We start from the raw sequence: 13,059 nt of genomic DNA, 5'->3' as shown, positions 1-13,059 counted from the left end.
TCGGCGGGTACGGCGGGGATTGGCGGGAGTTGGGCCGGTGGACCCGGTGGCGGGCGTGCGCCAGATTGGTGGGCGTCGTGTCCCCCTGACCGGATGGATCTTCGCATGCGCGTGCTCGTCCAGCTCCGCCCCTCCCCCGACGTGGTCGCCGCGGTCGCCGACCCGGCGGTGACGGCCACCGCGGCCGACGTCGTCAACGGGCTCCCGGGCGTGCTGCTCGACCCCACGTTCACCCCCGTCGCGGTGCCCCGCCCGCTGCCGGCCCGCGCGGGCGGCGACCCGCTGTCGCTGAACCAGCCGCTGATCTTCTCGATGGCGCCCCGCGACGCCTCGGTGCTGGTCCGGGGCGAGATCGCCGACGACGAGGTGTCGACCCGCCTGGCCCTGCTGCCGGGCCGCGACGGGGTGGTCGGCGTCTACGCCGACCCGGTCATCCAGAGCTCCCTCACCTGCGGGGGCGACGGTCCCGTCGGCGACTGGCGCGACGTGCGGCGGCTGCTCGCCGTCGAAAGGCTCCACGCCGAGGGGTACGACGGCTCCGGGGTCGCCCTGGCGGTCACCGACACCGGGGTGAACGAGCACCATGTGAAGGCCGCCCTCGGGAGCGACTTCGTCCTCGACCGGGAGCGGAGCTGGTCGCCCGACGGCGTCCCCGGGCGGCCGGGCGAGTTCGACGTCGACCACGGCACGATGTGCGCCTTCGACGCGCTGCTCGCCGCCCCGAAGGCCTCGGTGATCGACCTCCCGGTGCTGCTGTCGCGCCGCCCCGGCGGCTCGGCGCTCGACGGCCTGCTGTCCGACGCGATGGCCGCCTTCGCCCACCTGCGCACCGTCCTCGACGCCCAGCCCGCCGAGACGCGCGCCCTCGTGGTCACCAACAGCTGGGGCTCCTTCTCCCCCGACTGGGACTTCCCGCCCGGCCACCCCGGCAACTACTCCGACAACCCCGCCCACCCGTTCAACCTGATCGTCGGCTCGCTGGCCGCCGCCGGGGCCGACATCCTGTTCGCGGCCGGGAACTGCGGGCGCGAGTGCCCCGACGGCCGATGCTCCTACCCCGACCGGCCGATCACCGGGGCCAACTCCCACCCGGCGGTGGTGTCGGTGGCCGGGGTCGACGTGACCGGCGAGCGGGTCGGCTACTCCTCGCAGGGCCCCGGCCGCCTGGCCGACCGCAAGCCCGACCTGGCGGCCTACACCCATTTCGCCGGGTCGGGGGCGTTCGGGCCGGGCGAGCCCGACTCCGGCACCAGCGCCGCCTGCCCGGTCGCGGCCGGGGTCGTGGCGGCGATCCGGTCGCGGGTGCCGTCCACGGTCCTCTCGCCGTCCGATTTGCGGACTTTGCTGATGAGAAGTGCCGATGATCGTGGTGTGCTGGGGTATGACTACGACTACGGATACGGAGTCGTGAACGTGCCCGGCATCGTCGAGGCCCTGCGGGCGAGGGCGAGCGAGACGCGGACGGCCGACGGCAGCCCGTGGCTCGCGGTGTAATCCGCCCCAACAAACCGGAGTTGTTGCGTAATGGTTCTGATCACGGTACGGCTGCCGCGTGGCGCCACCCTGGACATGGCGCTGCGCGAACTGCGGCTGAAGAAGGAAGAAGTCGACGTCGGCTACGGCGTCGTGGCGATCGACCCCGACCACGGCCTCTACGGCCTGCGGGTGAGCGCCATGGCGGCCCACCGGCTGACCGCGACCCCGGAAGCGATGGACGGCCCCTGGGCCGACCCGAAGATCGAGCCGATGGGGCCGCCCGGGAAGGACCGATGACCTGCTGGATCGTGGCGGGCCCGCCCGGGAGCGGCAAGACCACGCTGAGTGAGCTCCTGCTGGCCCGCCTCGACCCGGTGCCCGCCCTGCTCGACAAGGACACCATGTACGGCGGCATGGTCAGCGCGATCCTGGCCGCCGCCGGCCGCGACGAGGGCGAGCGCGAGGGCCCCTGGTACGACGAGCACATAAAGAGATACGAGTACGCCGGCATGACCGCCGTCGCCCGCGAGATCCGCCGCCACGGCGCGCCGGTCCTGCTGAGCGGCCCCTTCACGGGCCAGGTCCACTCGAAGTCCCGCTGGGACGAATGGGCCGAGGAACTCGGCGGCGGCGACATCCGCCTGTTCTGGGTCCGCTCCGACGCGGCGACCCTGCGGGAGCGCATCGTCGCCCGGGGGCTGGAACGCGACCGGGGCAAACTGGCCGCCTTCGCGGCCTACCTGAAAGCGATCAAGGTGGACGAGCCGCCTGTCGTGGACCATGTGGAGATCGACAACCGCCCGGGCGCGGAACCGATGGAACGGCAACTGGAACGACTGGGAATCGGCTAGACCCCGGCCACGGGTCGCCGAAAGCAACGCGCCACCCGAGATGGCTCAACACCCTTCATATGGTGATCGGTGATCGCTTGCCGGTTATGTCGGCCGGGCCCGGCGCGTACATTCTTGTGCGTGTCTGAGGTGGAACCGGTCGAGCGTCATGCCAGCTGGCTTGAGCTGTTCTTCGACCTGATCATCGTGGTGGCCGTCGCCCAGCTGGCCCATATCCTGCATCCCACGCCCGAGCATCCCCTCGACGTCGAGCGGGTGCTGCTGTTCCTGGGGCTTTACTACGCCATCTGGAGCGTGTGGACCTCCTTCACGCTCTACGCCAACGTCGCCGGGGAGAAGACCCGCCAGCGGGCCATGCTCGCCGCGATGTTCGGGATCGCGGTCATGGCCGCGAGCGTGCCGGAGGCGACCGGAGCGCACGGCACGGCGTTCGCCATCGCCTACGTCTACTGCCGGCTCCTGGCCGCCTCGACCTGGGGTTCCACCAATACGTTCTTCGGCGGCTGGCCCGCCGCCCAGAACGGGGCCGGGCTGGTCCCGTGGGTGGTCTCGATCTGGGTGCACGACGCGCCCGCCCGCTACTGGCTCTGGGGGGTCGGCATCGCGCTCGACCTGGTCATCTCCATCCTGAGGAGCGGCGACAGCCGGGAGCAGCTCGACCGGATCACTCAGAGGCTGGAGCGGCGGGGGCGAACCAGGCGGTCGTTCCGGCTGCCGGAACCGGCGCGTGTCAATGAGGGTCACCTCGCCGAGCGGCTCGGCCTCTTCGTCATCATCGTGCTCGGCGAGGCGGTGATGCAGGTGGTGGTCGCCACCTCGGAGATCGAGTGGACCCGGCCGCTGATCGTGTCGGCGATGGCCGGGTTCGGGCTGCTGGTCTGCTTCTGGTGGCTGACCCTTCGTTATGGGGCCTCGGCCGCGCCCGTCCACGACGTCAAGCCCCGGGTCACGATGCCCGGCCACTTCGCGATGACCGCCGGGATCGCGGCGGTCGCCGCCGGGCTCGGGGCGCTGGTCGCCCACCCGGAGGGCCACCTGGAGGAGGCGGTGAAGTGGACCCTCTGCGGCGGGACGGTCGTCTACTTCCTCACGTCGGGCATCATCGCGGCCGCCTCGAAGGCCAGGATCGGCTGGCTGCTCGGGTGGACGCTGCCCGCCGTCGCCGGGCCGGTGGTCCTCGGGCTGCTGCCGCTCCCGGGCTGGGGGCTGGTGCTCGGCCTGCTCGCGGTCGCCGGCTGGCAGGTCTGGTTCCCGCGGGTCACGGCGCGCCCGCGGGCTCGCGGAGCGACCTGACCTCTTCTCTGAGCTCGGCCAGTTCGGCCAGGATGCGTTCGCTGACCTCGACCTCCTCCTCGTCCATGGCGCTGACCACGACCGCGATGAAGAGGTTGACGACGACGAACGTGCAGATGAGGACGAAGCAGACGAAGAAGATCCAGGCCGACGGGTATTCGGTCATGACCTGGCGGGTGATGTCCGACCAGCCGTCCCCGGTCATGATCTGGAACAGGGTGAACAGCGACGTCTGCAGGTTCCCGAAGTAGTCGGGGGCGACGTGGGCGTACATGCGGGTGCCCATGACCGCGGCGACGTACAGGACCAGACCCAGCAGAGCCGCGATCGAGGCGACGCCGGGAACGGCGGTGAGCAGCGCGGACACCACCCGGCGCAGGCTCGGCACCGCCGAGACGAGCCGGAGCGCCCGCAGCACCCGCAGCGACCGCAGGACGGTCAGGCCGCCGGCGGCCGGCATGAGGGAGACCACCACGACGATGGAGTCGAAGACGTTCCACGGGTCGCGGGGGAACCGGCCGCGCTGGACGTAGAGCCGCGCGGCCAGTTCCACGACGAAGACGGCCAGGGAGACGCGGTCGATGAGGTGGAGGAGGTCGCCGTAGCGGGCCATCGCGTCGGCGGAGGTCTCCACGCCGAGGGCGGCCGAATTGATCAGGATGATGGCGATGATCGCCTGCTGGAACCGCTTGGACTCGATGATGTGCCGGACACGCTCGCGCACCGTTTTTGCCCCCGGGGGAAGCGAACAGGAACAGCAGGCGAGCGTAATCGCGGTCGCACGAATCCCCGGGGACCCCGGGAAATACGGCGATCCCCGGCCAAAAGTCACCGAGAGTAGTGTTCCACCACGAGTTGCTCGTCGACCGGGATGGCGATCTGCTCGCGGACCGGCTTCTGCAGCAGGGTGACCGTGAGCTCCTTCAGGTCGACCGACAGGAAGCCCGCCGGGCGCTCGTCGGCGTAGATGCCCTCGGCCGCCGCGACGAACGGCTGCGTCTGGCGCGACTTCGCGCGCACGCCGATGACCTGGCCGGGCTTGACGAGGTAGCTGGGGATGTCGACCTTGCGGCCGTCGACGGTGATGTGGCCGTGGTTGACGTACTGGCGGGCGGCGTAGATCGACGGGGCCAGGCCCGAGCGGACCACGATCGAGGCGAGGCGGGTCTCCAGGATGGCCAGCAGCTCCTCGCCCGAGCGGCCGGGGCGGCGCACGGCCAGGTCCCAGTAGCGGCGGAGCTGGCGCTCGGACACGTCGTAGTACCAGCGCAGCTTCTGCTTCTCCAGCAGCCGCATGCCGTAGTCGCCGACGTTGCGGCGGTTGGTCTTCCGGCCGTGCTCCCCGGGCGGGTAGGGCCGCGCTTCGAAGTACTTCACGGCCTTGCGGGTCAGCGGGACGCCCGCCCGCCGCGACAACCGCACCTTCGGACCCGTGTAGCGCACCTGCACTCCTCTGTGGTTAGGTAACCCTTGCTAAGGTAAGCCTTACCTTAACAGACCAGAAGGAGCGTCACGATGACCCAGCCCGTCTCGGCTCCCCCGATCACCGAACGCGTCCGGACGCTGGCCGCGACGGCGGCCCCGACCCACATCGCGGTGGCCGGTTCCGAGCTGACGGCGCTCCCCGCCCGAGGCGGCGTCGACGCCCAGGGCCGCCCGGTCCTGCTGGTCAAACCCGATGAGGTCCTGTACGGCTGCCGCGACGACCTGGCCGTCACCGTCGACCTGGTCGCCACCCGCAGCATGGGCGAGACCGAGCGCGCCCGTGGCATGCTGAAGATCCGCGGCTGGGCCTCCACGGTCCCCGGCCACGAGGTCCGCGAGACGGCGATCGCCATCGCCGAGCGCTGCCCCGACGAGGACCTGTTCGCCGTCGTCGAGAACGCCGGCCGGGCCCCGAGGCTCCTGCGCGTGGACGTGGCCGACGTCGTCTACCTGACCGGCACCGAGAGCGGCATCCTGGACTCCGACGACTACCTCGACGCCGACCCCGACCCCTTCCTCGACCTGGCCGAGCGCATGCTGCACCACGTCAACTCATCCCACCGTCCCCAGCTCGTGGCCGCCGTGGAGCGCCTGCTGGGCGAACCGGCGCCGGACGCCTGGTTGTGGGAACTCGACCGTTACGGCGCGACGGTGCGCGCGGCCCGCGACCGGCTGATCAGGATGCCGTGGCCGTCACCGGCCCAGACCCCGGAGGCACTGGAGCACGCGTTGGCCTGCCTGGTCTGCGCCCACTGACACGCCCGTCGGACGTTCGCCGCCGACACATCCGGATCGCGTCGCGCTGCGGCACGGGCGCAAGGCGACAGGGCCAGAGACGGTCCGCTGAGCCGTGGGCGGAAGATCGGTGGCCACACCCTGCCCACCAGCTCGGAAGAAGCGCGCTCACCAACAGGGCTGTGTCGCCTCCGCGCCAAGACCCAAGCACAACCGCCCGCTGCTCAACGAGGTTGTCCACCCGCACACCACGTCAGTAGTGAGCGGTGCCTCTCCGCCTACCCGAGTTCACCGAGACGGAGGGCGTCCCTCATCTCGCTGAGCTTCGCGGTTGCCGCCGGGGTCCACTCCTTCGCCTGTTCGCCGAGACGGAGGGCGTCCTCGATCTCGTCGAGCTTCGCGGAGGACAGGACGGCCGCCCGCTCGATCAGGTCGTCCTTGGACAGGGTGGTCAGCCACGTGCAGGGGGTGAAGTCCGGGCGCGGGAACGCGAACCGCAGCACGCCTTCGAAAGGCAGTCCTTCCACGGCACCTACGTGCACTTCGACGCCCAGACCGCTGATGTCGACGCCCGCAGGAGCGACGACCTGCATCGCCCGGACCCTGGACGCGTCGTCTGCCCCCAGCAGCACGACCAGCCGCCGCTCGTCGAACTCCACCCACCAGACTTCGCCCGGTTGCACATGTCCTCCTGACTCGGGACGGCAGGAACCGCGCGACCCTGACGCGTTGTGGAGACGGGTGCGGCCATCGTTGACCATCGTGAGTTGTGTGGACCGACGAAGAGACGGTGGCGGCAGGTCACAGCCTAGAACCCGCCGTTGGCGGGACGCATTCGAGTGCCTACGGCCGGGCCAAAGGCCGTCGCAGTGCGGGTCTGAGGATCTTCTTCGTCACGGGCACCTTTGACATGTGAGCCTCTTGGGCGGCTTTGATCGGGTGGGCGCAGACGGTCGGGTGGCCGGCCAGGCGGAGCCGTAACGGAGAAAGGATTTTCGAGCGGAGCGAGCAGCCGTCCGAGCGGAGCGAGGCCTGCAGGGAGCGCGAGGGGCGGAGCCCTTCGCCCGGAGCGGAGCGACTCGGAGCGGCAGCGACGCCGGGACGCGCAAGCGGCCGGGGGGAGCGTGAGGGGGCGCAGCCCCCTGACAGCGGGGGGTTCGGGGGGTCGTCCCCCCGGGTCAGAGCGCGTCTGGGTCGAGGATGTGGTCGATCACCAGCAGGGCGCAGCCGGTGATGCCCGCGCCGGGGCCCAGGCGGCTGCGCTCGATCTTGAGGCTGCGGGTGGCGAGCTGGGTGGAGCGCTGGTAGACGACCTCGCGGACGCCCGAGACCAGGGGCATGAACATCTCGGCGACGTCGCCGCCGAGGACGACCACCGACGGGTTGAGCAGGTTGACCGCGCTGGCGATGACCTCGCCGAGCCATCTTCCGGCCTGCCTGACGACCGCCATCGTCTCGGCGTCGCCCTGGCGGACCAGGACGGTCACGTCGGCGAGGGTCTCGACGTCGCGGCCGCGTTCGCGGAGGGTGCGCAGGATGGCGGTGCCGCTGGCGACCGAGTCGACGCAGTCGAGGTTGCCGCAGCGGCACAACACGCCCCCGCCGTCGCGGACCGGGATGTGGCCGATCTCGCCGGCGGCGCCGAGGGCGCCGCGCATGATGGCGCCGCTGGAGACGACCCCGGCTCCTATGCGGGTGGAGACCTTCACGAACAGCAGGTCGTCCTGGTCGGGGTAGACGCCGCGGTGCTCGCCCATCGCGATCACGTTGACGTCGTTGTCGACCAGGACGGGGACCGGGAACCGCTTGGCGATGCGGGGCGGGATCTCGACGCCGGTCCACGAGGCCATCACGCGGGCCGACTCGGTGCGGCCGCGGGCGTATTCGACCGTGGCGGGCACGCCCAGGCCGACCCCGGCGAGGGGGCCGCGTCCTTCGAGGAGTTTCTCCCAGGTGTCCATCACGAGGCCGAGGACGGCGTCGGGGCCCTCCTCGACGTCGATCACCAGGTCTGTGCGTTCGATCACATCGCCGGCCAGGTCGCACAGGGCGATCTGGGTGCGGCTGGCGCCCAGCGAGGCGACCGCCACGACGCCGCCCGCGGCGTTGAACCGCAGCCGCACGGGTGGCCGCCCGCCGGTCGAGGGGCCCTCGGCGTCTTCCACGACGAGACCGCGTTGCAGCAGCTCGTTGACTCGGTGGGTGACCGCGGGGCGGGACAGGGCGGTGACGCGGCCGATCTCGGCGCGGGTCGTGGCCTCTCCGCTGCGGATGAGCTGGAGCACCTCACCGGTGGTGGCAATCCGTGACATACGTGGCATCGCCTAAAGCATAGTGGTTGACTGAAGTTCATCGACTTATTCATTCTAGGTTACAAAAGTCAGCTTGATAAGTACCTAAGGTTCGGGCTAATGTCCCGCTTGTCCGTATTGAGGAGGGACGTCATGACACACCCGGCCGTGGCCGAGGTCACCCAACGCATCGTCGAACGCAGCCGGGAGTCCCGCACCGCCTACCTGTCCCGTGTGGACGCCGACGCGGCCGAGCTGCGTCGACGGGGGCCCGCACGGGGCCATCTGGGGTGCGCCAACCTGGCCCACGGGTTCGCCGCCGCCGGTGCCGACAAGCCGCTGCTGCGGGCGAGCACCCGGCCGGGCGTGGCGATCGTGACCTCGTACAACGACATGTTGTCGGCGCACCAGCCGTACGAGAGCTACCCGCCGGAGCTCAAGAAGGCGGTCCGGGCGGCCGGGGGTGTCGCGCAGGTCGCGGGCGGGGTGCCGGCCATGTGCGACGGGGTCACCCAGGGCCGGGCGGGCATGGAGTTGTCGCTCTACAGCCGCGACGTGATCGCCATGTCGACGGCCATCGCGCTCTCGCACGACATGTTCGACGCCTCGCTGCTGCTGGGGGTCTGCGACAAGATCGTGCCGGGCCTGTTCATCGGGGCGCTGCGGTTCGGCCACCTGCCGGCGATGTTCGTGCCGGCCGGGCCGATGCCCTCGGGGTTGCCGAACAAGGTGAAGGCGCGGGCCCGGCAGGCGTTCGCCGAGGGCAAGATCGGCCGCGAGGAGATGCTCGACGCCGAGGCCGACAGCTACCACTCCCCCGGCACCTGCACCTTCTACGGCACCGCCAACTCCAACCAGCTCCTGATGGAGGTCATGGGCCTGCACCTGCCGGGCTCGACCTTCGTCAACCCGCGCACCGAGTTGCGGCAGGCGCTCACGGCCGCCGCCGCCCGCCGGGTGGTCGAGCTGACCGCGCACGGCGAGGAGTACACCCCGATCGGCCACGTCGTCGACGAGAAGGCGATCGTGAACGCCGTCGTGGCGCTGCTGGCCTCGGGCGGCTCCACCAACCACACCATGCACCTGGTCGCCATGGCGAACGCCGCCGGGATCACGCTGACCTGGGACGACATGGCGGCGTTGTCGAAGGTCGTGCCGCTGCTGACCCGGATGTACCCCAACGGGCAGGCCGACGTGAACCACTTCCACGCCGCGGGCGGCATGCAGGTGTTCATCGGCACGCTGCTGGACGCCGGGCTGCTGCACGACGACGTGCTGACCGTGGCCGGGCGGGGGCTCGGCCACTACCGGTCGGCGCCGGAGCTGAAGGAGGGCGAGCTCGTCTGGACCGAGCGGGCCGAGGGCAGCGGCGACCTGTCGGTGCTGCGCCCCGCCGATGAACCTTTCTCGCCGGACGGCGGCATCCACATGGTCGGCGGCAACCTGGGCCGGGCGGTCTCGAAGGTGTCGGCGGTCAAGCCCGAGCACCTGGTGATCGAGGCCCCGGCGAAGGTCTTCGACGACCAGCTCGACCTGCTGCGCGCCTTCGAGGGCGGTGACCTCGACGGACAGGACTTCGTCGCGGTGGTCCGCTACCAGGGGCCGAGCGCCAACGGCATGCCGGAGCTGCACAAGCTCACCCCGCCGCTGGCCGTGCTGCTGGACCGGGGACAGAAGGTCGCAATCGTTACAGACGGCCGGATGTCGGGCGCCTCCGGCAAGGTCCCGGCCGCGATCCACCTGTCGCCCGAGGCCGCCGACGGCGGCGCGATCGCCCTGATCAGGGACGGCGACCCGATCAGGCTCGACTCGACCGCCGGAACCCTGGACGTGCTGGCCGACCTGAGCGGCCGGACCCCCGAGGGCGCCGCGAAACCTGACGACAAATGGGTGGGAACCGGACGCGAGCTTTTTGCCGCCTTCCGTCGTACGGTTGGACCCGCGGAACGCGGTGCCAGCATCTTCGGAGGGTTCTAAGTGAGCTACCCCTGGCTCGTCGCCGACATCGGCGGCACCAATGCACGTTTTGGGATCGTCGCCGGGCCGGGTGCGGTGCCCGAGGCGGTGGCCGTCCTCAACGTGGCGGAACACCCGACGTTGCCCGACGCGATGGCCGCCTACCTGGCCGACCACGCCGACGGCGCGCGGCCGGGCGCCGCGTGCGTGGCGATCGCCGGGCCGGTCAAGGGTGACCACTACACGCTGACCAACGGCTCGTGGTCGGGGTCGGTGGCGGGCCTCGGCATCCCGCAGTCCCACGTGCTGAACGACTTCGAGGCGCTGGCGATCTCGCTGCCCCACCTGGCGGGCGACGACCTGGTGCCGCTGGGCGGCCCGGCGCCGGTGGCCGGGATGGTGAAGGCGGTGCTCGGGCCCGGCACGGGGCTGGGCGTGGCCGGGCTGGTGCCGGCCGGCGACGGCTGGGTGCCGGTGCCGGGCGAGGGCGGCCACGTGTCCGTCCCGGCGGTGACCGACCTGGAGTTCGAGATCGTCAAGGCCCTGCGCACCGACGGCCTGCCCTACGTCGACGCCGAGCACCTGCTCTCGGGCTCGGGCCTGCCCCGGCTGCACCGGGGCCTGGCGCTCGTCCGCGGCATCAAGACCACCCGCAAGAGCGCCTCGGAGATCGTGGCGGGCGACGACGACCTGTGCCACGAGACCGTCGAGGTCTTCCTCGCCCTGCTGGGCGGCTTCGCCGGCAACGTCGCGCTCACGCTGGGCGCGCGTGGCGGCGTCTACCTGGGCGGCGGGGTGCTGCCCCGGATCGTCGACCGGGTCCGCGACAGCGACTTCCGGTCCCGGTTCGAACTGACCGGCCCCGCGTTGTCCGACTATCTGACCGCCATCGCCACCTCGCTGATCGTCGCCGAGCAGCCCGCTCTGACGGGTGCGGCCGCCTGGCTCCAGCAGCGGGCCACTAGTGTGGAGTACGTATGAGTTCCCTCCTCGACCTCGCCCCCGTGGTCCCCGTCGTCGTGGTCGACGACGTCGAGACCGCCGTGCCGATGGCCCGCGCCCTCGTGGCCGGCGGGCTGCCGGTCATCGAGGTCACCCTGCGGACCGAGGCCGGGCTGGAGTCGATCCGCCGGATCGCCGCCGAGGTCGAGGGCGCGGTCGTGGGCGCCGGCACGGTCCGCCGCCCGGCCGACGTCGAGGCCGCGGTCGAGGCCGGGTCGAGGTTCCTGGTCTCCCCCGGCTCCCCGGCCGCCCTGGTCGACGAGATGATCGCCTCGGGTGTGCCGTTCCTGCCCGGTGTGGCGACGGCGACCGAGGTCATGGCGCTGTTCGAGCGCGGGCTGCGGGAGATGAAGTTCTTCCCGGCCGAGCAGGCCGGCGGCGTGAACTACCTGAAGGCCCTGGGCGGCCCGCTGCCCGAGGTACGGTTCTGCCCGACCGGCGGCATCCGCCTGGCGACCGCCCCCGCCTACCTCGCGCTGCCCAACGTCGGCTGCGTCGGCGGCACGTGGCTCACGCCCGCCGCCGCGCTGGCCGCCGGAGACTACGCCGCCATCGAGAAACTCGCCGCGGAGGCCGCCACGCTCCGTTGACAGCCTCGTCAGCCAGGCCATCCTCCCTCGGCCGAAGCTGGCGGCCATGCCCGCGTCCGCAACCCGGAAACACGGCCATGGGTACCGGGGCCCGTGACACCCAACCAGGACGTCACGGGCCCTTCCCGTGCCTGGCCCCGGTCGAGCGGCGGACCACCAGCTCGGGCTGGAACATCAGCTCCAGGTTCTTCGAAGGGGCGCCGTCGACGATCTCCAGCAGGGTCTCCACCGCCGCCGAGGCCATCGCGCCGATGGGTTTGCGCACGGTCGTCAGCGGCGGGTCGGTGAACGGGATCAGCGGGGAGTCGTCGAAGCCGACCACCGACACGTGGCCCGGCACGTTCAGCCCGCGTTGCCGGGCGGCCCGGATCGCGCCGAGGGCCATCAGGTCGCTGGCGCAGAAGACGGCGGTGCAGCCCCGGTCGAACAGGGCGCCGGCCGCCGCCTGTCCTCCTTCGACGGTGGCCAGGCTGTGCTCGATCAGGTCGTCGGCGTCGGCGGCCCGGGGCAGGTGGGTCATGGCCTGCCGGAAGCCCTCGATCTTGCGCAGCGCCGGGACGAACCGGCGCTGGCCGAGCGCGAGCCCGATGCGCTCGTGGCCGAGGTCGACCAGGTGCCGGACGGCCAGCCGGGTGGCGAGGCGGTCGTCCGGGGAGATGAAGGGCGCCTGGATCGCCTCGTTGTACCCGTCGACCAGGACGATCGGCAGCCCCCGGTCGGTCATCCGGGTGTAGCGGTCCATGCGGGCGGTGGCGTCGGCGTGCAGGCCGGAGATGAAGACGATGCCGCTGACGCCCCGGTCGATGAGCATCTCGGTGAACTCGTCCTCGGGGGCGCCGCCGGAGGGTTGCGTGCACAGGACCGGGGTGTATCCGTGCTGGCCGAGGGCCTTCTCCACCGCCTGTGCGAAGGCCGGGAAGACGGGGTTGTCCAGCTCGGGGGTGACGAGCCCGACCAGGCCGTTGCTGCGCTGGCGTAATCGGAGCGGGCGTTCGTACCCCATGAAGTCGAGGGCGGTGAGGACGGCCTGCCGGGTGGACGGGGAGACCCCCGCCTTCCCGTTGAGCACACGGCTCACGGTGGCCTCACTGACCCCCGCCTGCACCGCGATGTCGGCGAGCCGGGCGTTGTTCATGCGCGTATCCTCACCGCCGGGCGGCGTTCCGGCCAGGAACGCTTCGTCGCCCCGTCCCGGGATCGCGGAAAGTAGGCCGCTCACCTTTGATCCGCCCTTGTCAGGGCCGGAAGTCAAATGAACCTTTCATGTCGCTGTTTCAGGAAATGTCAGCTGATGACGGAGAACGGCGCGAAAACCAGCAGGAAGTTCCGCAAGACAGCTGGGACTCCAGCCGCTGATCAGGGGGTTTCGGGCCACCCAGA

Annotated in this window: 13 protein-coding genes; 8 read left to right on the top strand and 5 right to left on the bottom strand. The window is 71.3% G+C overall.

The annotated features are described in order from the left end of the window. The first annotated feature begins 105 nt into the window (after positions 1–105). The 4 genes from QSK34_RS06065 to QSK34_RS06050 all read left to right on the top strand — a co-directional run bounded on the left by QSK34_RS06065 (position 106) and on the right by QSK34_RS06050 (position 3,620). Positions 106–1,494 carry a S8 family serine peptidase gene (locus QSK34_RS06065; protein WP_285580840.1) on the top strand — a complete coding sequence of 463 codons (1,389 nt, stop codon included), beginning with the start codon at positions 106–108 and terminating at the stop codon, positions 1,492–1,494. A 30-nt stretch (positions 1,495–1,524) separates the two neighbouring features. Further along, positions 1,525–1,773, top strand: a complete 249-nt coding sequence (locus QSK34_RS06060) for a hypothetical protein (protein WP_161478167.1) — start codon at positions 1,525–1,527, stop codon at positions 1,771–1,773. Next, the gene (locus QSK34_RS06055; RefSeq protein ID WP_285580837.1) at positions 1,770–2,327 is read left to right on the top strand and encodes a P-loop nucleotide/nucleoside kinase family protein; all 558 of its coding nucleotides are present in this window, start codon (positions 1,770–1,772) and stop codon (positions 2,325–2,327) included. The genes QSK34_RS06060 and QSK34_RS06055 overlap by 4 nt, the downstream gene beginning before the upstream one ends. A gap of 120 nt (positions 2,328–2,447) precedes the next feature. Then, entirely contained in the window at positions 2,448–3,620 is a 1,173-nt protein-coding gene (locus tag QSK34_RS06050) for a low temperature requirement protein A (RefSeq protein WP_285580831.1), read from the top strand. On the opposite strand, the gene QSK34_RS06045 is transcribed toward QSK34_RS06050, so the two are convergent. Together QSK34_RS06045 and rpsD are read right to left on the bottom strand one after the other, a co-directional pair. Beyond that, the gene (locus tag QSK34_RS06045) at positions 3,586–4,344 is read right to left on the bottom strand and encodes an ion transporter (protein ID WP_285580828.1); all 759 of its coding nucleotides are present in this window, start codon (positions 4,342–4,344) and stop codon (positions 3,586–3,588) included. The two genes, QSK34_RS06050 and QSK34_RS06045, sit on opposite strands and share 35 nt — an antisense overlap. A 104-nt stretch (positions 4,345–4,448) precedes the next feature. After that, the gene (gene rpsD, locus QSK34_RS06040) at positions 4,449–5,063 is read right to left on the bottom strand and encodes a 30S ribosomal protein S4 (protein ID WP_285580826.1); all 615 of its coding nucleotides are present in this window, start codon (positions 5,061–5,063) and stop codon (positions 4,449–4,451) included. 72 nt (positions 5,064–5,135) lie between these two features. Between rpsD and QSK34_RS06035 the strand changes: the two genes are divergently transcribed. Next, a complete protein-coding gene (locus QSK34_RS06035; protein ID WP_285580825.1) occupies positions 5,136–5,861 on the top strand; it encodes a DUF2470 domain-containing protein in 726 nt (241 codons plus the stop codon). Between the two features lie 257 nt (positions 5,862–6,118). Here the strand turns inward: QSK34_RS06035 and QSK34_RS06030 are convergent, their stop codons facing one another. Further along, positions 6,119–6,523 (bottom strand): putative type II toxin-antitoxin system PemK/MazF family toxin, encoded by a 405-nt coding sequence (locus QSK34_RS06030; RefSeq protein ID WP_285580823.1) that lies wholly within the window; start codon positions 6,521–6,523, stop codon positions 6,119–6,121. Between the two features lie 495 nt (positions 6,524–7,018). Continuing rightward, complete coding sequence (locus QSK34_RS06025; protein ID WP_161478653.1) at positions 7,019–8,152, bottom strand: ROK family transcriptional regulator; 1,134 nt, start codon at positions 8,150–8,152, stop codon at positions 7,019–7,021. 132 nt (positions 8,153–8,284) lie between these two features. On the opposite strand from QSK34_RS06025, the gene edd reads away from it, so the two are divergent. The 3 genes from edd to eda are packed head-to-tail and all read left to right on the top strand — an operon-like array spanning position 8,285 to position 11,679. Then, positions 8,285–10,108, top strand: coding sequence for a phosphogluconate dehydratase (gene edd, locus QSK34_RS06020; RefSeq protein WP_285580820.1), 1,824 nt, complete (start codon positions 8,285–8,287; stop codon positions 10,106–10,108). Further along, a complete protein-coding gene (locus QSK34_RS06015; protein ID WP_285580818.1) occupies positions 10,109–11,068 on the top strand; it encodes a glucokinase in 960 nt (319 codons plus the stop codon). Next, positions 11,065–11,679, top strand: coding sequence for a bifunctional 4-hydroxy-2-oxoglutarate aldolase/2-dehydro-3-deoxy-phosphogluconate aldolase (gene eda / locus QSK34_RS06010; protein ID WP_285580816.1), 615 nt, complete (start codon positions 11,065–11,067; stop codon positions 11,677–11,679). The genes QSK34_RS06015 and eda overlap by 4 nt, the downstream gene beginning before the upstream one ends. Before the next feature lie 112 nt (positions 11,680–11,791). Here eda and QSK34_RS06005 read toward each other — a convergent pair whose 3' ends face one another. Then, entirely contained in the window at positions 11,792–12,814 is a 1,023-nt protein-coding gene (locus QSK34_RS06005) for a LacI family DNA-binding transcriptional regulator (protein ID WP_161478177.1), read from the bottom strand. Between the last annotated feature and the right edge of the window lie 245 nt (positions 12,815–13,059).

The organism is Herbidospora sp. NBRC 101105 (assembly GCF_030269205.1).
GTDB lineage: Bacteria > Actinomycetota > Actinomycetes > Streptosporangiales > Streptosporangiaceae > Herbidospora > Herbidospora solisilvae.
The sequence above is the reverse complement of the archived record's forward strand: the minus strand, read 5'-3'. Positions and strand labels throughout refer to the sequence as shown.